This window comes from Streptomyces sp. NPDC049541 (genome assembly GCF_044465725.1).
In the GTDB taxonomy this organism is placed as follows: domain Bacteria; phylum Actinomycetota; class Actinomycetes; order Streptomycetales; family Streptomycetaceae; genus Streptomyces.
The window spans coordinates 1,340,444-1,358,903 of the sequence record NZ_JBITLY010000001.1; the positions used below are offsets into that span (position 1 = coordinate 1,340,444).

Consider the following 18,460-nt stretch of genomic DNA (forward strand, 5'->3'; position numbering starts at 1 on the left):
GCGTAGGGTTTTGGGCAACCGCGGACTTTGCGGCAACAGGGGACAGTTCGAGAGGGGAACAGCGCGTGACCGTCAACATGACCAAGGGTCAGGCCATCAGTCTGCAGAAGAACGACGGAGGCAGCCTGACCGCGGTCCGCATGGGTCTCGGCTGGCAGGCGGCTCCCCGGCGCGGCCTGTTCGGCTCGCGCACCCGGGAGATCGACCTGGACGCCTCCGCCGTCCTGTTCGCCGACAAGCAGCCGGTCGACGTGGTCTTCTTCCGCCACCTGGTGAGCGACGACGGCTCCGTGCGCCACACCGGTGACAACCTGGTCGGCGGCGTGGGCCAGGGTGGCGACGACGAGGCGATCCTCGTGGACCTGGCGCGCGTCCCGGTCCACATCGACCAGATCGTCTTCACCGTGAACTCCTTCACAGGTCAGACCTTCCAGGAGGTGCAGAACGCGTTCTGCCGCCTGGTCGACGAGACCAACGGCCAGGAGCTCGCCCGCTACACGCTGGCGGGCGGCGGCGCCTACACGGCCCAGATCATGGCGAAGGTGCACCGCTCGGGCCCGGGCTGGACGTTGACGGCCCTCGGCACCCCGGCCAACGGCCGCACCTTCCAGGACCTGATGCCGGCGATCCTGCCGCACCTGTAGAGCCACCTGCCAGGGCCCGCCGCGAAAGACGGGCCCTGGCGGCACACGACACGACCTACCAGCGACACAGGGGGACGAGGGCGATGACGGCCGAGCTGGTGCGGGGGCAGAACCACCCGCTCTCCCAGTCCCGTCTGGAGATCCGGGTTGCAGCCGGCACGCCGCTCGTGGCCTCGGCCACGCTCAGCGACGAGAACGGCAAGGCCCGTGGCGTCGATTGGGTGGCCCATCCCGGCGCGCCCACCCTGCCCGGGCTCGAGGTCTCCAAGCAGGCGGCCGCCGACCACCGTCTCGCGGTGGACCTGGACGCCATGCCGGAGGCCGTGCACCGGGTCAATGTGCTGCTCGCCCTGCCCACGGCGGGCGGGCAGGGCCCGGTCCGCTTCGGCACGGTCGCCGCCCCCTTCGTGGCGGTCACCGGCCTGGACGGCACCGAGGTCGCCAGCTACACGATCACCGGTCTGGACGCCGAGTGCGCCGTCGTCGCCCTGGAGCTCTACCGCCGGCAGGGCGCCTGGAAGGTGCGTGCCGTCGGCCAGGGATACGCGGGCGGCCTCGCCGAGCTCTTCGCCGACCAGGGCCTGACCGAGGCCCACCGCCTGGCGGGCGTCATCAACGATGCAGTGGCCCAGGGCCTGGCCCGCTCGGTGCCGGCACCCCCGCAGCGCACCGCGGAGGGGGACCGCACCCGCCGGGCCGCCGCCCCGGCGCACGGACCCGACCAGGGCGGTCCCGCGGCACCGCAGGGCGCCCCCGGTGCCGTACCACCACAGACCACATCTCCGTATGGACCACAGGGCACCCGGCCGGGATACCCGACGGATCCTTCCGCCATCACGCAGCCGTCCTCGCCCGCCGCCGGCCCGGTCGACTACAGCCACCCGGGCCGGCAGGCCGCCGCTCCGCCACCGCCCCCGCCGACGGTGTCTCCGGCCCCGCCAGGACAGCCGGCGCCGCCGGTCGCGGGTGACGCGACCGGCTGGTCCATGGACGAGCGGTTGTACAACCAGGTCTGGGGCATGTTCGAGGACCTGGCCCGCACCACGGCCGCCTACCGCAGCGCCGTCGACTTCGCCGACTCGCGCATGGAGAAGGAGCTCGACCAGGCCCTGTCCGACCCGCGCAGCAGAATCGGCGGACAGGGCGAGGCGGCGCGCGAGGCGGCCCGTGCCAAGCACGCGCAGCTGGTCGACCAGGCCAGGGCGGCGCTCGACCGGGACCTCGCCCAGCTCGCCGCCGAGGCGGAGGTCGTCGAGCCCGCGCTGCCGCCCGCGTACGCGCGCTGGGACAACCCCGTCTGGCACGGCTATCGAGTGCCGATGGAGATCCCCATGGCCCTGCGCCTGGGCGACCTCTCGCTGCCCGAGAGCGAGCTGCTGCGCATCCCGATGCTGGTGCGCCTGCCGCTCGAACGCGGCCTGTGGATCGACAGCGGACGTCCCGCCTCGCTCGACGACTCCTCAGCAAGCGCCGATGAGCTGGGGCGCCTCGCGATGGACACGGCGGTGGCGCTCGCGGCACGACTGCTCGCGGTCCACCCGGCGGGCGAGTTCACCGTGCATGTCATCGACCCGGCAGGCTCCGCAGCTCAGGCGCTCGCACCGCTGGTGCACAGCGGTGTGCTCGCGACCCCGCCCGCCCTGGGCGCGGCGGGCGTGGCGGACGTCCTGACCCGGCTGACCCAGCGTGTCGACCTGGTGCAGATGGCGGTGCGCGGTGGTGCGGCCGACTCGCTCCCGCCCGGCCTGGACACCGCCGAGCAGCTCCTGATCGTCAATGACTTCCCGCACGGCTTCGACGACCGGGCGGTGACCCAGCTGCGCTACCTGGCGGACGAGGGCCCGGCCGTGGGCGTCCATCTGATGATGGTCGCGGACCGCGAGGAGGCCGCCGGCTACGGGCCTCTGCTCGACCCCCTGTGGCGTTCGCTGCTGCGCCTCACCCCGCTGCCCGACGACCATCTCGCCGACCCGTGGGTCGGCCATGCCTGGACATACGAACCCGCCCTCGTGCCCCCCGGCAGCCAGGTGCTCCAGCAGGTGCTCACCCAGGTGGCAGCGGCTCGCACCAAGTACCGGTAAAGGCATGCCGACCTGGCACTTTGACCTTCCCTTTGCTAATTGCTTTACCTTTCCTTGGTGATTGGGGTACTGTAGTCCTCACGGAGGGGAGTACTCCCTGTCGACTGCGGCGTACCCGTCAATACGGATCAGAGCTGATCCCGGGGCGTCGGCCCACCGTGGGTGGAAGAGACCTCCGGCAGCGCGACGACGCTGGTCATTGCCGTTACGTATTGCCGGAGGCACAGTGGATGTTTCCCCGACCCTGTGGGTCCTGACCATCGTGGGCCTTGCCGCCCTGATCGCGGTCGACTTCTTCATCGGCCGCAAGCCGCACGACGTCTCGATCAAGGAAGCCGGGATCTGGACGGTCGTCTGGATCGCCCTGGCCGGGCTCTTCGGGCTCGGTCTGCTCCTCTTCGGTGGCGGCCAGGCCGGCGGAGAGTTCTTCGCGGGCTTCATCACCGAGAAGTCCCTGAGCGTCGACAACCTCTTCGTCTTCGTCCTGATCATGGCGAAGTTCGCGGTGCCCTCCCAGTACCAGCAGCGGGTGCTGCTCGTCGGCGTCCTCATAGCCCTGGTCCTGCGGGCGATCTTCATCGCCGCCGGTGCGGCGATCCTCGCCAGCTTCGCGTGGGTCTTCTACCTCTTCGGCGCCTTCCTCATCTGGACCGCCTGGAAGCTCATCCAGGAGGCCCGGGCCGACGAGGAGGACGAGGAGTTCGAGGAGAACAAGCTGCTCAAGGCCGCTGAGCGCCGCTTCGGCGTCGCCGACCGCTACCACGGCACCAAGCTGTGGATCCAGCAGAACGGCAAACGGGTCATGACTCCGATGCTGGTCGTGATGCTCGCGATCGGCACCACCGACGTCCTGTTCGCGCTCGACTCGATACCCGCGATCTTCGGCCTGACCCAGGACCCGTACATCGTCTTCACCGCCAACGCCTTCGCGCTGATGGGCCTCAGGCAGCTGTACTTCCTCATCGGCGGACTGCTGAAGAAGCTGGTTCACCTCAGCTACGGCCTGTCGATCATCCTCGGCTTCATCGGCGTCAAGCTGGTGCTGCACGCACTGCACGAGTCCGGCGTCCACGTCCCGGAGATCTCCATCCCGGTCTCCCTCGGCGTGATCTGCTCGGTCCTCGTCGTCACCACCATCACCAGTCTGCGGGCGTCGAAGAAGCAGGCGGCGGCCGAGACGGCGCACGGCGAGAGCGAAGGCGCTGCGAAGGACAGCATCCAGGCCTGACTGCGACGGACGTAGAAACAACCAGCACCGGGAGCGGTGCGCGGCGAATTGCCGACGCCCCCTCCCGGTGCTTGCTTGTTTGCTGAGCGCGTTCCCCGGCTGGGAGCGCCCTGGCCGGGTGGAGGTACCCATGAAGTTCGTGCAGATCATCACCTTTGAGACCGAGCGCCTGGAGGAGATGCAGCAGCTGGTCCAGGAGGCGAGGGAGCGCAGCGCCGGCCGGGCGGGCGGCCCCACGCACAGCATGCTCCTCAAGGACCGGGACAACCCCCGCCGCTATCTGGCGCTGATCGAATTCGAGTCGTACGAGGACGCGATGCGGAACAGCAACGACCCCGAGACGACCAGGATGGCGGAGCAGATGAGCGCACTGGGCATTGGGGAGCGCACGTTCACCAACTGCGACCTGCTGGAGACGACCGAGCTCAAGTAGCCGCGCACCATCCCGCGGGGGCCCCGCACCGCCGGGGTGCGGGGCCCGTACGCCTCTGCAACGATCGCTGCATGATCGCTCGGCTCGGGTCGCTCACGGCGCAGTGGACGTCCGTCGTGCCGGTGCTCGCGATCGTGCTGCTGGCCTTCACCTGGGGACGCGATCTGCCCGCCGCGGTGGTCGCCGTGGTCACCCTCGTGCTCGCCGGCGCCGTCCTCGCCGCCGTGCACCATGCGGAGGTGGTCGCCCACCGGGTCGGCGAACCCTTCGGTTCGCTCGTGCTCGCCGTCGCCGTCACGGTCATCGAGGTCGCCCTGATCGTCACCCTGATGGCAGACGGCGGCGGCAAGAGCTCGACCCTGGCCCGGGACACGGTCTTCGCGGCGGTGATGATCACCTGCAACGGCATCGTCGGACTCTGTCTGCTGGTCGCCTCCGTGCGCCACGGCACCGCGGTCTTCAACCCCGAAGGCACCGGCGCAGCGCTCGCCACCGTCGCCACCCTGGCCACGCTCAGCCTGGTACTGCCGACCTTCACCACCAGCAAGCCGGGCCCGGAGTTCTCGGGCGTACAGCTCACCTTCGCCGCGATCTCCTCGCTGATCCTCTACGGCCTGTTCGTCGCGACCCAGACCGTGCGGCACCGCGACTACTTCCTGCCCATCAGCCGCCAGGGCGGGGTGATCACCGCGGACGACCACGCGGACACCCCCGCGGTCCGCACCGCGTGGATCAGCCTGGGCCTGCTCGGTCTCGCGCTGATCGGAGTGGTCGGACTGGCCAAGGGCGTGTCGCCGACGATCGAGTCCGCGGTGGAGGCCGCCGGACTGCACCACGCGGTCGTCGGAGTGATCATCGCCCTGCTGGTGCTGCTCCCGGAGACCATCGCGGCCCTGCGCTCCGCCCGCCGAGACCGGGTGCAGACCAGCCTGAACCTCGCCCTCGGCTCCGCCATGGCCAGCATCGGCCTGACCATCCCCGCGGTCGCCCTGGCGTCCGTCTGGCTCTCCGGCCCGCTCGTCCTCGGCCTCGGCTCCACACACATGGTGCTGCTCGCCCTGACCGTGGTGGTGAGCTCGCTGACGGTGGTGCCGGGCAGGGCCACGCCGCTGCAGGGCGGGGTCCATCTGGTGCTGTTCGCGGCGTACCTGGAGCTCGCGGTCAATCCATGACCGGCTCCGCGACGACCACCGCCGCCGGCCGGGTCTCCGGCAGCAGCGCGAAGCACCCCAGGCTCAGCAGCGCGATCCCCGTCAGATAGGCGCCCACGCCCCACGGCACCCGGCCGCCGTGCCCGGCCAGCGTCGTCGCCACGATCGGTGTGAGCGCGCCCCCGAGCACCCCGCCGAGGTTGTAGCCGACGGCCGCTCCCGTGCAGCGCACCCGCGGCTCGTACAGCTCGGGCAGATACGCGGCGATCACTCCGAGCATCGTGACGAACGCGAGCAGCGCCCCCAGGATGCCGGCGAACATCAGCAGCGGCTCACCGGTCGCGAGGAGGTGGACCGTCGGAAACATCCACGCAGCGGCGGCGGTGCACCCCACCAGGCACATCGGCCGCCGACCATAGCGGTCCCCGAGCAGCGCGGCCAGTGGGGTGAGCGCGCCCTGCACCACCACCGCGGCCATGATGCAGGTCAGCATGACGACACGGCTGACTCCGAGCCGCTCCGTGGCGTACGCGAGAGACCACGTGGTCACGGCGTAGAAGATCGCGTATCCGGCCGAGAGGGCCCCGGCGGTCAGCAGGACGAGCCGCCAGTGGTCGCGTACGACTTCCGCGAGCGGCACGCGCGCGTGGTCGTCGATCTCGAGGAAGCTGGGGCTCTCGGCCAGCGACGACCGCAGCCACAGACCCACCGCGGCCAGCACACCCGCCGCCCAGAACGGCACCCGCCACCCCCACTGGGCGAACTGCGCGTCGGACAGCGTTGCCGACAGCGCCAGCACCACGCCATTGGCGAGCAGGAAGCCCAGGGCGGGCCCGACCTGCGGGAAGCTCGACCACAGGGCACGCCGCTCGACGGGCGCGTGCTCGGCGGTGAGCAGCACGGCCCCGCCCCACTCCCCGCCGAGCCCCAGCCCCTGCAGAAAACGCAGCAGCAGGAGCAGCGCGGGGGCGGCCGCACCGATCGACTCGTACGTCGGCACGCAACCGACCGCCACCGTGGCGGCGCCGGTCAGCAGCAGCGAGCCGACCAGGACCGGCCGGCGTCCGCGCCGGTCCCCGAGGTGCCCGAACAGCACCGAGCCCAGCGGCCGCGCCACGAAGCCCACGCCGAAGGTGACGAAGGCGGCGAGCGTCCCCGCCACCGGTGAGAACGCCGGGAAGAACAGCGGCCCCAGGACCAGTGCCGCGGCGGTCCCGTAGACGAAGAAGTCGTAGAACTCGATGGCCGTCCCGGCGAGCGAGGCCGCCGCTAGCCGCAGCATGGAGGGTCTCATTACGGTGCGTACGTCGTGCATGCCGCGTCAACTACCCACCGTGACAGCGGGTTACGGGGGCGCACAGGCGTGATCGGGCCTCGCCGGAGCGTGGCGGTGATGCGCCGGGCGGACCGTCGGGAGTGCGGGCCGTCGAGCCGCGAAGGCACCGTGATAAACCGGGTGCGAACAGCGGTCCTCGAAGGATCGCCGCACACCACCGGACCGGAGGAACCGTGCCCCGCACCCTGGCCAACGCCCCGATCATGATCCTCAACGGGCCCAACCTGAATCTGCTCGGCCAGCGCCAGCCGGAGATCTACGGCAAGGACACCCTCGCCGACGTCGAGGCCCTGTGCGCCAAGGCCGCCGCCGCGCACGGTGGCACGGTGGACTTCCGGCAGTCCAACCACGAGGGCGAGCTGGTCGACTGGATCCACGAGGCCCGGCTGAACCACTGCGGGATCGTCATCAACCCCGGGGCCTACTCCCACACGTCGGTCGCGATTCTGGACGCACTCAACACCTGCGACGGACTGCCCGTGCTGGAGGTGCACATCTCCAACATCCACCGGCGCGAGTCGTTTAGGCACCACTCGTACGTCTCCCTGCGCGCCGACGGCGTCATCGCCGGGTGCGGAGTGCAGGGGTACGTGTTCGGAGTGGAGCGCGTCGCGGCGCTGGTGGGGGCCGCCCAGGCCGACGCGTAAGCCCCGATCACCAGGCGCGCGGCTCTTACAGCCGGCCCGCCTCCACGATCCGCCGCAGGAACCGCTGCGTGCGTTCCTGCTGCGGGTCGCCGAAGACCTGCTCAGCGGTTCCGCGCTCCAGGACCACTCCAGAGTCCAGAAAACACACCTGGTCGGCGACGTCCCGGGCGAAGCCCATCTCGTGCGTGGCCAGCACCATGGTCATGCCGTCGTCCTTCAGGTCCCGCACGACGGTGAGGACCTCACCGACGAGCTCGGGGTCGAGGGCGGCGGTGATCTCGTCGAGCAGCAGCAGCCGCGGCCGTACGGCGAGAGCGCGCACGATGGCCACACGCTGCTGCTGACCGCCGCTCAGCCGGTCCGGGTACTCACCCGCCTTGCCGCCGAGGCCGAGCCGCTCCAGCAGCTCCCGGGCGCGCTCCTCGGCCTCCGCACGGGAGGCGCCGTGCACCCGCCGCGGGGCGAGGGTGATGTTGTCCAGGACCGTCATGTGCGGGAACAGGTTGTAGGCCTGGAAGACCACGCCGATACGGCGGCGTACCGCGTCCTGGTCGGCGCGCGGATCGGTGATCTCCTCGCCGTCCAGCCAGATCGCCCCGTCGTCGATCTCCTCCAGGAGGTTCGCACACCGCAGCAGCGTCGACTTGCCCGAGCCGGAGGCGCCGATCAGCGCGGTCACCGTGTGCGGCGCGACCTCCAGGTCGACATCCCGCAGGACGACCGAGTCGCCGAAGGTCTTGCGCACGGACTCCATGCGCAGCACGGGCGCGTCGCTCATATCGATCCTCCCTGGGCCCGCCGGCGGTCCATCCGTGCCGTCACCCAGTCCGTGAAGCGGGTCATCGGGATGGTCAGCGCCACGAAGACCAGGCCCGCGACGATGTACGGCGTGTAGTTCAGGCTCCGCTGGGCGATGATGTCGGACGCCCGGACGGCGTCGATCGCCCCGCCGATCGACACCAGCCCGGTGTCCTTCTGGAGCGACACCAGGTCGTTCAGCAGAGGCGGCACCTGACGGCGTACCGCCTGGGGCAGCACCACGTGCCGCAGCGCCTGCCGGTTGGTCAGGCCCAGCGAGCGGGCCGCGGCGCGCTGCGACGGATGCACCGACTCGATGCCGGCGCGGAACACCTCGGCGACGTACGCCGAGTACGTCAGGGTCAGCGCCGTACCGCCCAGCCACACGGGATCGACGGTCACGCCCTGGAGGCGCAGTGCGGGCACACCGAAGACGACGATCATCAGGTTGATGATCAGCGGCAGACCGCGGAAGAAGTCCGTGTACGCGGCCGCGAGCGCCCGCAGGGGGAAGAACACCGGCCCCGGCAGAGTCCGTGCGACGGCGATCAGCATGCCCAGGACGAGCACCAGCACACCGCAGATCAGCAGCAGCCGGATGTTGAGCCAGAGCCCCTCGAGGACCTTGGGGAACGCCTCGCGCGCGTAGCCCTCGTCGAAGAAGGTCTCCTTGGTGCGCTCCCAGCCGGGAGCGCTGACCACGACCAGGTAGAGGACGACGGCGGTGACGAGGGTCGAGACGGCGGCGATGGCCGTCGCGCGACGGGCACGCGCGCGCTGGTAGCGCTCGCGGGCCAGCCGCCGCTCGGACGGGGTGTACCCGTCGGGCATGTCACCCTTGCCCGCGTCCTTGCCGGACTCCTCCTTCGTGACCGTCACTTGAGCACCGGAGCGTCGACGGCGTCGGACAGCCACTGCTTCTCCAGCTTCGCCAGCGTGCCGTCCTTGCGGAGGGCGTCCACGGCCGACGACACGCACGAGGTGAGGGCACTGCCCTTGTCGAGGACCAGCCCGAACTGCTCGGGCGTACCGCCCTGGTTCTCGAACTGCCCGACGATCTTGGCGTCGGTCACCTGGGCGGCGGTGACGTAGAAGGCGGTGGGCAGGTCGGTGACGATCGCGTCCACCTGGCCGTTCTTGAGCGCGGAGATGGCCTGGTCGTTCTTGGAGTACGCGGCCGCCTCCTGCGAGGGCTTCACCACGTCGCTGATGTAGTTCAGGCTGGTCGTGCCGACCTGGGCGCCCAGCTTGAGGCCCTTGAGATCCGCGATGCTGGTCGCCTTCGCGGCCTTGGAGCCCTTCAGCGCGATGACGGCCTGGCGCACGTCGTAGTAGCCGGAGGAGAAGTCCACGGCCTTCTTGCGCTCGGTGCTGATGGACACCTGGTTGATGTCGAAGTCGAAGGTCTTCTCGCCGGGCGCGAAGGCCTTGTTGAAGGGCACCTGCTGCCATACGACGGCGCTCTTGCCGTAGCCGAGCTGCTGCGCCACCGCGTAGGCGACGGCCGATTCGAAGCCCTTGCCGTTGGCGGGCTTGTCGTCCTTGAACCACGGCTCGTAGGCGGGCTCGTCCGTGGCGATGGTCAGCTTGCCGGACGTCTTGGTGGCCAGCTTGCCCTTGGCGCAGGTCTTCGAGGCCGAACCGGAGGGTGTGGCCGCCGCCTTGTCCTCCGGCTGCGGAGCGCAGCCGACAGCGGTGGCGAGCAGACCTATGGTTGCCGCGGCGACGGCGCGGCGCAGTGCGCGAGGGGCGATGTGCATGGCGGGAGATTGGCAGTCCAGCATCCCGTTTGTCGAGGTCACGACGGGAATTGTCCGCATAGTGGGAACGCGTGTTGCGGCCCTGTGAACTCTTCCGAGAGAACGCCGGGGCCGCCGGTCGAGGGCGGGGATCGAAAGACCGGCGGCCCATACCGCTCAGGAGCCGTCATCCTGTGCGGGGCTGCTTCCAGTTGACTGCGCAACAAGGTGCCCGGGGAGCGCGCGCAGCACTTCGGCTCGTGTGAATGCTTCACACGGGGCGCGTGCGTCAAGTCGGCGCGGGCGTACGGGGAGTTCATGCCGGAGCGAGGGGCGAGGACGCGGGGCGCGCGTTGCGTCTCCCGAGTGTGCGCCACCGGATGTGACGCATCTGCCGCCCCGCACGCTGTAGGGCATGACTCCCATGGGTCAGGCCCGTCCTCTCGAGGCGGCAAGCGGGCCGAGGCGTACAGGGGCGTCAGGCCGTAGCACCTGACCGCCCCTGTGTGCCGTTCGGCGTTCTCACCACCCGCGCGCGTGCCACTCCGGCAGCTGCGGCCGCTCCGCGCCCAGGGTCGTGTCGTTGCCGTGTCCGGGGTAGACCCAGGTCTCGTCCGGAAGCACGTCGAAGATCTTCGTCTCGACGTCGTGAATCAGACTGGCGAACGCCTTGGGATCCTTACGGGTGTTGCCGACGCCGCCGGGGAAGAGGCAGTCCCCGGTGAAGACGTGGGGATGCCCGTGCGGGTCGTCGTAGACGAGGGCGATCGAGCCCGGCGTGTGCCCGACCAGATGGCGGGCGGTGAGCTCCACGTGCCCCACCCGGATGGTGTCGCCGTCGTCGACGAGGACGTCGGTCGGCACCGGGATGCCGACGGCGTCCTCCCGGCCCGCGTACGTGCGGGCGCCCGTGGCCGTGACGACCTGGGCGAGCGCCTGCCAGTGGTCGCCGTGCTGATGGGTGGTGACGACGGAGGCGATGCCGTCGTCACCGATCATGCCGAGCAGTGTGTCCGCGTCGTTGGCCGCGTCGATCAGCAACTGCTCATCGGTGGCCCGGCAGCGCAGCAGATAGGCGTTGTTGTCCATCGGGCCGACCGCGATCTTGGTGATCATGAGGTCCTTCAGCTCGTGCACATCCGCCGGGCCGCCGACCGTCACCTGTCCGCTGTACGTCATGGCGGCAGCCTATAGCGGGGGAGTGCGGCAGGAGCCCCCGCTCTAGGCTGCACGGTCACAACGGGGGGAGCGTCGGCAGCGGGCCGCCGTGCACGGTGAGTCCGGCGCCGTCGCGGCGCCCGGCCAGCCAGCCGAGCAGCTCCGGAGCCGGGCCCGAGACGGTGACCTCCGGCTCGGCCGCCTCCCGACCGGTCCGCCACGCGCGCGTGCCGTCCGCCAGCCGGGTGGGGGGCACATCGGGGTGCCCGGAGAAGCGTGCGGCCAGGAAATCGATCTCCCGCTGTGAGAACTCGGCCGGCAGATCCTCCAGCTCGTACCCGATGCCCAGGTCCACGTGGTGCAGCTCCACCTCGGCCCACCGGCGGAACGGCACCCTGGACGCCGTGTCGGTGACCCCGTTGCGCAGCTCCACCGTGCGCGACCAGTCCGCCGGCACCGCCCCGGTCTCCTGGAAGCGGGCCGCGCTGTCGCGCAGGTCGGTGAGCTGGACGTCGAGGGGGCGCGGGGCGTCCCGCTCGATGTCGGCGTCGCGGGCCTCCGCGGACGGATACATGGGACGGCCCTCCAGGACGTTCACGAGCGCGTCCGCGTTGCGGGCGAGGTGGGCGAGGACGTGGCCCCGGGTCCAGCCGGGGAGCCGTGACGGCCCGGCCACCGTTGCGTTGTCCAGTTTGGCGGCTGCGGTGAGCAGCCGGTCCGTCGCGTCGCGTACAGACGCCAGGTCATGACCGTGATCAATCATGCTGCTGACCCTAGCCCCGTCACACCTTTGGGTGAAGGTGGTGAAGCCGTGCCGTAAATCGAATGCGCGTGCTATATGGTCGGGCGTGGCGTCGGGCATGCTGGAGAGCCGGGGATTGTTATGCAACCCGGGAATCCGACCGGCGTTGTCAGTGGCTCCCCCTAGTCTGAGAAAGCACGGGGGCCTCGCCCCTGTCACTCCTCTCAAGCCAAGAAAGGTGCGGACCGGCGTGGCCGACCGTCTCATCGTCCGTGGCGCGCGCGAGCACAACCTCAAGAATGTCTCGCTCGACCTGCCGCGCGACTCGCTCATCGTCTTCACGGGCCTGTCGGGGTCGGGCAAGTCCTCGCTGGCCTTCGACACCATCTTCGCCGAGGGGCAGCGGCGCTACGTGGAGTCGCTCTCCTCGTACGCCCGCCAGTTCCTGGGGCAGATGGACAAGCCGGACGTCGACTTCATCGAGGGGCTGTCCCCGGCCGTCTCCATCGACCAGAAGTCGACCTCGCGCAACCCGCGCTCGACGGTCGGCACCATCACCGAGGTTTACGACTACCTGCGTCTGCTCTTCGCGCGCATCGGCAAGCCGCACTGTCCCGAGTGCGGTCGCCCGATCTCGCGCCAGTCGCCGCAGGCCATCGTCGACAAGGTCCTGGAGCTGCCGGAGGGGAGCCGCTTCCAGGTGCTGTCGCCGCTGGTGCGCGAGCGCAAGGGAGAGTTCGTCGACCTCTTCGCCGATCTCCAGACCAAGGGCTATTCACGCGCGCGCGTGGACGGCGAGACCATCCAGCTCTCCAGCCCGCCCACGCTGAAGAAGCAGGAGAAGCACACCATCGAGGTGGTCGTCGACCGCCTCACGGTCAAGGACTCCGCCAAGCGCCGCCTCACCGACTCCGTCGAGACCGCCCTCGGACTGTCCGGCGGCATGGTCGTGCTCGACTTCGTCGACCTCCCCGAGGACGACCCCGAGCGTGAGCGCATGTACTCGGAGCACCTGTACTGCGCGTACGACGACCTGTCCTTCGAGGAGCTGGAGCCGCGCTCCTTCTCCTTCAACTCGCCCTTCGGTGCCTGCCCCGACTGCACCGGCATCGGTACGCGCATGGAGGTCGACCCCGAGCTGATCGTCCCGGACGAGGACAAGTCCCTCGACGAGGGCGCCATCCACCCCTGGTCGCACGGCCACACCAAGGACTACTTCGGCCGCCTGATCGGCGCCCTGGCGGACGCTCTGGGTTTCCGCACCGACATCCCCTTCGCGGGCCTGCCGCAGCGCGCCAAGAAGGCTCTGCTCCACGGCCACAAGACGCAGATCGAGGTCCGCTACCGCAACCGGTACGGACGCGAGCGCGTCTACACCACGCCCTTCGAAGGTGCCGTCCCCTTCGTCAAGCGCCGGCACAGCGAGGCCGAGAGCGATGCCAGCCGCGAGCGCTTCGAGGGCTATATGCGCGAGGTGCCCTGCCCCACCTGTGAGGGCACCCGCCTGAAGCCGATCGTCCTCGCGGTCACCATCATGGGGAAGTCGATCGCCGAGGTCTCCGGCATGTCCATCAGCGACTGCGCCGACTTCCTGGGCGAGCTGAAGCTCAACGCCCGCGACAAGAAGATCGCCGAGCGGGTGCTGAAGGAGGTCAACGAGCGGCTGCGGTTCCTGGTCGACGTCGGCCTGGACTACCTCTCGCTGAACCGCGCGGCCGGCACCCTCTCCGGCGGCGAGGCCCAGCGCATCCGCCTGGCCACCCAGATCGGCTCCGGACTCGTCGGCGTCCTGTACGTCCTGGACGAGCCGTCCATCGGCCTGCACCAGCGCGACAACCACCGGCTGATCGAGACCCTGGTCAGACTGCGCGACATGGGCAACACGCTCATCGTCGTCGAGCACGACGAGGACACCATCAAGGTCGCCGACTGGGTCGTCGACATCGGCCCCGGCGCGGGCGAGCACGGCGGCAAGGTCGTGCACAGCGGCTCCCTGAAGGAGCTGCTCACCAACGCCGAGTCCATGACGGGCCAGTACCTGGCCGGCAAGAAGTCGATCCCGCTGCCGGACATCCGCCGCCCGCAGGACCCCTCTCGCAGGCTCACGGTGCACGGCGCCCGCGAGAACAACCTCCAGGACATCGACGTCTCCTTCCCGCTGGGCGTGTTCACGGCCGTCACGGGCGTGTCCGGCTCCGGCAAGTCGACGCTGGTCAACGACATCCTGTACACGCACCTGGCCCGCGAGCTGAACGGGGCGCGGAGCGTTCCCGGGCGGCACACGCGCGTGGACGGCGACGACCTCGTCGACAAGGTCGTGCACGTCGACCAGTCGCCCATCGGCCGCACCCCGCGCTCCAACCCGGCGACGTACACGGGCGTCTTCGACCACATCCGCAAGCTGTTCGCCGAGACCACCGAGGCGAAGGTCCGCGGCTATCTGCCCGGCCGCTTCTCCTTCAACGTCAAGGGCGGCCGCTGCGAGAACTGCGCGGGCGACGGCACCATCAAGATCGAGATGAACTTCCTCCCGGACGTGTACGTCCCCTGCGAGGTCTGCCACGGCGCCCGCTACAACCGGGAGACCCTGGAGGTCCACTACAAGGGCAAGTCCATCGCCGAGGTCCTGAACATGCCCATCGAGGAAGCCATGAACTTCTTCGAGGCGGTCCCGGCGATCAACCGCCACCTCAAGACGCTGAACGACGTCGGTCTCGGCTACGTCCGGCTCGGCCAGTCCGCCACCACCCTGTCCGGCGGTGAGGCGCAGCGTGTGAAGCTCGCCAGCGAGCTGCAGAAGCGCTCCACCGGGCGCACGGTCTACGTCCTGGACGAGCCGACCACCGGTCTGCACTTCGAGGACATCAGCAAGCTGCTGACGGTACTCGCCGGCCTCGTCGACAAGGGCAACACGGTCATCGTCATCGAGCACAACCTCGACGTGATCAAGACCGCCGACTGGATCGTCGACATGGGCCCCGAGGGCGGCGCCGGCGGCGGACTCGTCGTCGCCGAGGGCACGCCCGAGGAGGTCGCCGGGATCCCGGCCAGCCACACCGGAAAGTTCCTGCGGGAGATCCTCGGCGCCGACCGCATCAGCGACGCCAGCTCGGTACCGGCCCCGCGCAAGACCGCGGCCAGGAAGACGGTCGCGGCCGGGACGACGGCGAAGAAGACGGCGACGGCCAGGACCGCCAACAACACCGCCACGAAGAAGGCGGCCGGCGCCACCACGAAGGCCGCGCCCGCGAAGAAGACGACACGGGCGCGCAAGGCCTGAACAGATCCGGAACAGTGCGGCGCCCCGCGGGAGAACCTCCCGCGGGGCGCCGCCCGTCGCCGGCCGGGCCGTCGTGACCCGCGCAGGAGAGTTACGAAGCCTCCGCCTCGTCCAGTTCGAACGCGTACGGCGGCTCGGCGCCCGCCCGGGAGCAGGTGATCGCGGCGGCCCGAGCCGCGAAGCGCAGCAGCCTGGTCCAGCCGTCGGCGCCGAGGCTCAGGAGCGCCTCGGCGGACAGGGCGTCCTGGGCGGCCAGACCGTGCAGGAGCGCCGCGTTCACCGTGTCGCCGGCGCCGATGGTGTCGACGACGTCGACCTTCTCGCCCGGGACGGGGTGCACGGCCCCGTCGCGAGTGAAGGCGCTGAGTCCGTCGCCGCCATGGGTGATCACGACGGCCGCGGGTCCGGCGGCCAGCCACTCCCGCGGGGAGCCGCCCAGCCACAGGGCGTCCTCCTCGGAGAGCTTGAGCAGTGACACCGAGGGCAGCCAGCTCCGAAAACGCGCCCGGTAGGCGTCCGCGTCGGGAATCAGGCCCGCCCGGATGTTGGGGTCGAGCGCGGTGAACACGCCCTGCGCGGCCGCGGTCCGCAGCAGGGTCTCGTAGGCCGTCGCCCCGGGCTCAAGGACGAGTGAGCAGGTGCCGAAGGACACGGCCCGCGTCTCGGCGGGAAGCGCCGCAGGCGCCTCGAACAGCCGGTCGGCGGTGCCCTCGACGTAGAAGGAGTAGGCGGCGGATCCGTCCGCGTCGATCGTGGCGAGCGCGAGGGTGGTCGGCTCCGCACCGCGCTGCACGGCCGAGACGTCCACGCCCGCTGCCCGGAGCCCGTCGAGCAGCGCCTCGCCGAAGGCGTCGCGTGAGGTGCGGGAGCAGAACGCCGTGGGGGAGCCGAGACGGCCGAGGGCCACGGCCGTGTTGTACGGGCCGCCGCCGAGTACCGGCTTCAGGCCCGCGAGAGCCCCTGTGCCCTGCGGTACCAGGTCGATCAGAGCCTCACCGGCGACGACGATCACGAGGCGGTTCCTCTCTCGCGCTTACCGAGCTTCTCGGGCTTCTCGGGCTGTTCGGGTGGTGCGGACCGCGCCGCCCCTTCCGGGCAGCCGCACGAGGTCCGGTGGACGAAGGTGCAGGGAAGCCGCAGGGTGCGGGCGGGGCGGTCCGGGGAGGCGAGGCGTTCCAGCAGTACCTGGACCGCCCGGGCGCCGATCTCCCGGCTGGGCTGGGCGACGGCGGTCAGCCGCGGCGAGAACAGGTCCGCCCAGGCGAAGTCGTCGAAGCAGCACAGGGCCATGTCCTCGGGTACGGACAGACCGCGCTCGCGCAGGGCGCGCAGCGCACCGATGGTCATCGCGTTGTTGGCGGTGACCAGTGCGGTCGGCGGGGCGGCAAGGGAGAGAAGGGCCGTGGTGGCGCGCTCGGCGTCGGCGGACTCGGAGTTGCCGTGCACCAGGAGGCGTTCGTCGTGCGGGAGTCCCGAGGCGGCCAGGCCGTGGCGGTATCCGGCGACGCGTTCGCGGGTGGTGCTGAGCCCGGGCCGGCCTGCGACCAGGGCGATCCGGCGGTGGCCGAGCTCGGCGAGGTGGGTGACCAGCCGGGCGGTCGGTTCGACGCTCTCGGCGCAGACCTGGTCGTAGGCGGGTGTGCCGTCGGCCGGGGTGGTGACGAGCCGGTCGAGGAAGACGGCCGGGACGCCGTGGCGGCCGAGGTAGGCGAGGAGGTCGCCCGGGTTCGCCGAAGGGGCGACGATCATGCCGTCGACCCGGCGCTCGTGCAGCAGCTGGACGACCTTGCGCTCGTGCTCCGGGTCGTCGTGCGGATCGGCGATGAGCAGGCCGTAGCCGTGTTCCAGGGCGCCGGCCTCCACGCCCTGGAGGATCTCCGTGAAGTACGGGTTGCTGATCGCCGACACCGCCAGTCCGATGGAGCGGGTGCGGGCGGTCACCAGGGAGCGGGCGAGGGTGTTCGGGGTGTAGCCGAGCCGGTCGACGGCGTCCAGGACGGCCTGGCGGGTGTGGGGGAGGACGGGCCGGGTGCCGTTCAGGACGTGCGAGACGGTCGCCACGGAGACCCCGGCGCTGCGAGCGACATCGGCCATGGTCGCCATCGCGTCCCCCTTCCTGGAGCCCATCGGCTTTCGAGGCACGGCGTGCCTTTCGGCCGGGACGGTATCCCATCCGCGGCCTCGCGTAAACGCTTGCGCAAACGTTTACGTCCCGTGACGGCGGAGAAGTACGCCGATCTGGCCGGCCCGTCCGGCAGGGCTCACTCCCAGTCCCACCCGATGCCCACGACCCCCGTCCGCACCCGGGGCTCGACGAGGTGGACCGAGTGGTGGCGGCCGCTGAGGGGCAGTTCCTGGCGGCCGCTGCGCGGGGCGGCGGGCGAGTGCTGGGCGAAGCGGTGGCAGCGGGAGGGCAGGGCCCGCTCGTCGAAGTGCACCTGGAGCGCGTACTGCCCACCGGCCGGCCCGAAGCCGCGGATGTACTCGCGGGACACGCCGGCGGTGCCGTCCTCGATGCCGTAGCGGAAGAGGAAGGTGTCCCCGGCCCGCAGGCGGGTGTCGAAGAGGAACTCCGCCACGAGTACGCCGGTGTCGTGGTGCACGCGCACGCGTCCCGTGCGGCAGTTCTCCAGTGCGTGCACCCGCATGCGTTCCGGCGCGCAGCCAGGGTCGCCGTGGTGGACGGCCACGAAGCGGTCGACGCCGTCCTTGTGGGCGCGCACTATGTGGTGGGACTCGCGCCCCGCCAGTTCGCGGTGGGCACCGATGCGCACCCGCTCGTGGTGCCCCAGGGTGTGCAGACCGCCGTCCAGCGGCGAGCCCAGCTCGGCCAGCAGCCGCTCCAGCACGCCCGACGCCTCCACCAGGGAGCGGTAGGAGCGGCCCGCGGGCCGTCCCGCGCACGAGGGTTCGTCGGTCTCCGCCAGCAGCCGGATCAGGGACTCCTCCGGCAGCTGGAGGATCTCCTCCAGCGCCCGTACGGCCCGCAGCGACTCGGGGCGCTGCGGGCGTCGGGCACCCTGCTGCCAGTAACTCAGGCTCGTCACACCGACCTTGACCCCGTAGCGCGACAGATGGTGCTGCACGCGCTGCAGCGGCAGTCCGCGGGCGGCGATCGCGGCACGCAGCGCGACGTGGAAGGGGCCGCCCCGCAGGGCCGAGTCCAGTTCCGCGGTCTCTACGGCGGCGACGTCCGCGTGCTGTGTGGCGTGCGGCATGCAGG

At 70.7% G+C, this 18,460-nt stretch carries 16 protein-coding genes; 7 read left to right on the forward strand and 9 right to left on the reverse strand.

Going from position 1 to position 18,460, the window contains the following annotated elements; all coding sequences use genetic code 11:
• The first annotated feature begins 65 nt into the window (after positions 1–65).
• From ACIBW9_RS06155 to ACIBW9_RS06175, 5 genes are all read left to right on the forward strand, one after another.
• Positions 66–644 carry a TerD family protein gene (locus ACIBW9_RS06155; RefSeq protein WP_398951651.1) on the forward strand — a complete coding sequence of 193 codons (579 nt, stop codon included), beginning with the start codon at positions 66–68 and terminating at the stop codon, positions 642–644.
• A gap of 83 nt (positions 645–727) precedes the next feature.
• Complete coding sequence (locus tag ACIBW9_RS06160; protein ID WP_398951653.1) at positions 728–2,725, forward strand: TerD family protein; 1,998 nt, start codon at positions 728–730, stop codon at positions 2,723–2,725.
• A 226-nt stretch (positions 2,726–2,951) separates the two neighbouring features.
• Positions 2,952–3,953 carry a TerC/Alx family metal homeostasis membrane protein gene (locus ACIBW9_RS06165; protein ID WP_398951655.1) on the forward strand — a complete coding sequence of 334 codons (1,002 nt, stop codon included), beginning with the start codon at positions 2,952–2,954 and terminating at the stop codon, positions 3,951–3,953.
• A gap of 130 nt (positions 3,954–4,083) precedes the next feature.
• A complete protein-coding gene (locus ACIBW9_RS06170; protein ID WP_398951657.1) occupies positions 4,084–4,386 on the forward strand; it encodes a hypothetical protein in 303 nt (100 codons plus the stop codon).
• Positions 4,387–4,457: 71 nt separating this feature from the next.
• Positions 4,458–5,558: a calcium:proton antiporter gene (locus tag ACIBW9_RS06175; protein ID WP_398951659.1), complete on the forward strand. Its 1,101-nt coding sequence runs from the start codon at positions 4,458–4,460 to the stop codon at positions 5,556–5,558.
• On the opposite strand, the gene ACIBW9_RS06180 is transcribed toward ACIBW9_RS06175, so the two are convergent.
• Positions 5,548–6,819 (reverse strand): MFS transporter, encoded by a 1,272-nt coding sequence (locus tag ACIBW9_RS06180; RefSeq protein WP_398951661.1) that lies wholly within the window; start codon positions 6,817–6,819, stop codon positions 5,548–5,550. The two genes, ACIBW9_RS06175 and ACIBW9_RS06180, sit on opposite strands and share 11 nt — an antisense overlap.
• Positions 6,820–7,046: 227 nt before the next feature.
• Between ACIBW9_RS06180 and aroQ the strand changes: the two genes are divergently transcribed.
• A complete protein-coding gene (gene aroQ, locus ACIBW9_RS06185; protein WP_115908816.1) occupies positions 7,047–7,520 on the forward strand; it encodes a type II 3-dehydroquinate dehydratase in 474 nt (157 codons plus the stop codon).
• 25 nt (positions 7,521–7,545) lie between these two features.
• Here the strand turns inward: aroQ and ACIBW9_RS06190 are convergent, their stop codons facing one another.
• From ACIBW9_RS06190 to ACIBW9_RS06210, 5 genes are all read right to left on the reverse strand, one after another.
• Entirely contained in the window at positions 7,546–8,298 is a 753-nt protein-coding gene (locus tag ACIBW9_RS06190) for an amino acid ABC transporter ATP-binding protein (RefSeq protein WP_344403903.1), read from the reverse strand.
• Positions 8,295–9,197 carry an amino acid ABC transporter permease gene (locus tag ACIBW9_RS06195; protein WP_398951663.1) on the reverse strand — a complete coding sequence of 301 codons (903 nt, stop codon included), beginning with the start codon at positions 9,195–9,197 and terminating at the stop codon, positions 8,295–8,297. Before ACIBW9_RS06195 ends, ACIBW9_RS06190 begins: the two co-directional genes overlap by 4 nt.
• Positions 9,194–10,078 carry an ABC transporter substrate-binding protein gene (locus ACIBW9_RS06200; RefSeq protein ID WP_398952129.1) on the reverse strand — a complete coding sequence of 295 codons (885 nt, stop codon included), beginning with the start codon at positions 10,076–10,078 and terminating at the stop codon, positions 9,194–9,196. Before ACIBW9_RS06200 ends, ACIBW9_RS06195 begins: the two co-directional genes overlap by 4 nt.
• A gap of 501 nt (positions 10,079–10,579) precedes the next feature.
• Positions 10,580–11,236, reverse strand: a complete 657-nt coding sequence (locus tag ACIBW9_RS06205) for an MBL fold metallo-hydrolase (RefSeq protein WP_099928016.1) — start codon at positions 11,234–11,236, stop codon at positions 10,580–10,582.
• Positions 11,237–11,291: 55 nt separating this feature from the next.
• On the reverse strand, positions 11,292–11,978 hold the full coding sequence (locus ACIBW9_RS06210; protein WP_398951666.1) for a maleylpyruvate isomerase family mycothiol-dependent enzyme: 687 nt from the start codon (positions 11,976–11,978) through the stop codon (positions 11,292–11,294).
• A 229-nt stretch (positions 11,979–12,207) separates the two neighbouring features.
• Here ACIBW9_RS06210 and uvrA point away from each other — a divergent pair, with 229 nt between their 5' ends.
• Complete coding sequence (uvrA, locus tag ACIBW9_RS06215; RefSeq protein ID WP_398951668.1) at positions 12,208–15,237, forward strand: excinuclease ABC subunit UvrA; 3,030 nt, start codon at positions 12,208–12,210, stop codon at positions 15,235–15,237.
• Between the two features lie 91 nt (positions 15,238–15,328).
• Here the strand turns inward: uvrA and ACIBW9_RS06220 are convergent, their stop codons facing one another.
• The 3 genes from ACIBW9_RS06220 to ACIBW9_RS06230 all read right to left on the reverse strand — a co-directional run bounded on the left by ACIBW9_RS06220 (position 15,329) and on the right by ACIBW9_RS06230 (position 18,455).
• The gene (locus tag ACIBW9_RS06220; protein WP_398951670.1) at positions 15,329–16,249 is read right to left on the reverse strand and encodes a carbohydrate kinase; all 921 of its coding nucleotides are present in this window, start codon (positions 16,247–16,249) and stop codon (positions 15,329–15,331) included.
• Positions 16,246–17,340, reverse strand: coding sequence for a LacI family DNA-binding transcriptional regulator (locus ACIBW9_RS06225; RefSeq protein ID WP_398951672.1), 1,095 nt, complete (start codon positions 17,338–17,340; stop codon positions 16,246–16,248). Before ACIBW9_RS06225 ends, ACIBW9_RS06220 begins: the two co-directional genes overlap by 4 nt.
• 158 nt (positions 17,341–17,498) lie before the next feature.
• Positions 17,499–18,455 carry a hypothetical protein gene (locus ACIBW9_RS06230; protein WP_398951674.1) on the reverse strand — a complete coding sequence of 319 codons (957 nt, stop codon included), beginning with the start codon at positions 18,453–18,455 and terminating at the stop codon, positions 17,499–17,501.
• Positions 18,456–18,460: the final 5 nt, after the last annotated feature.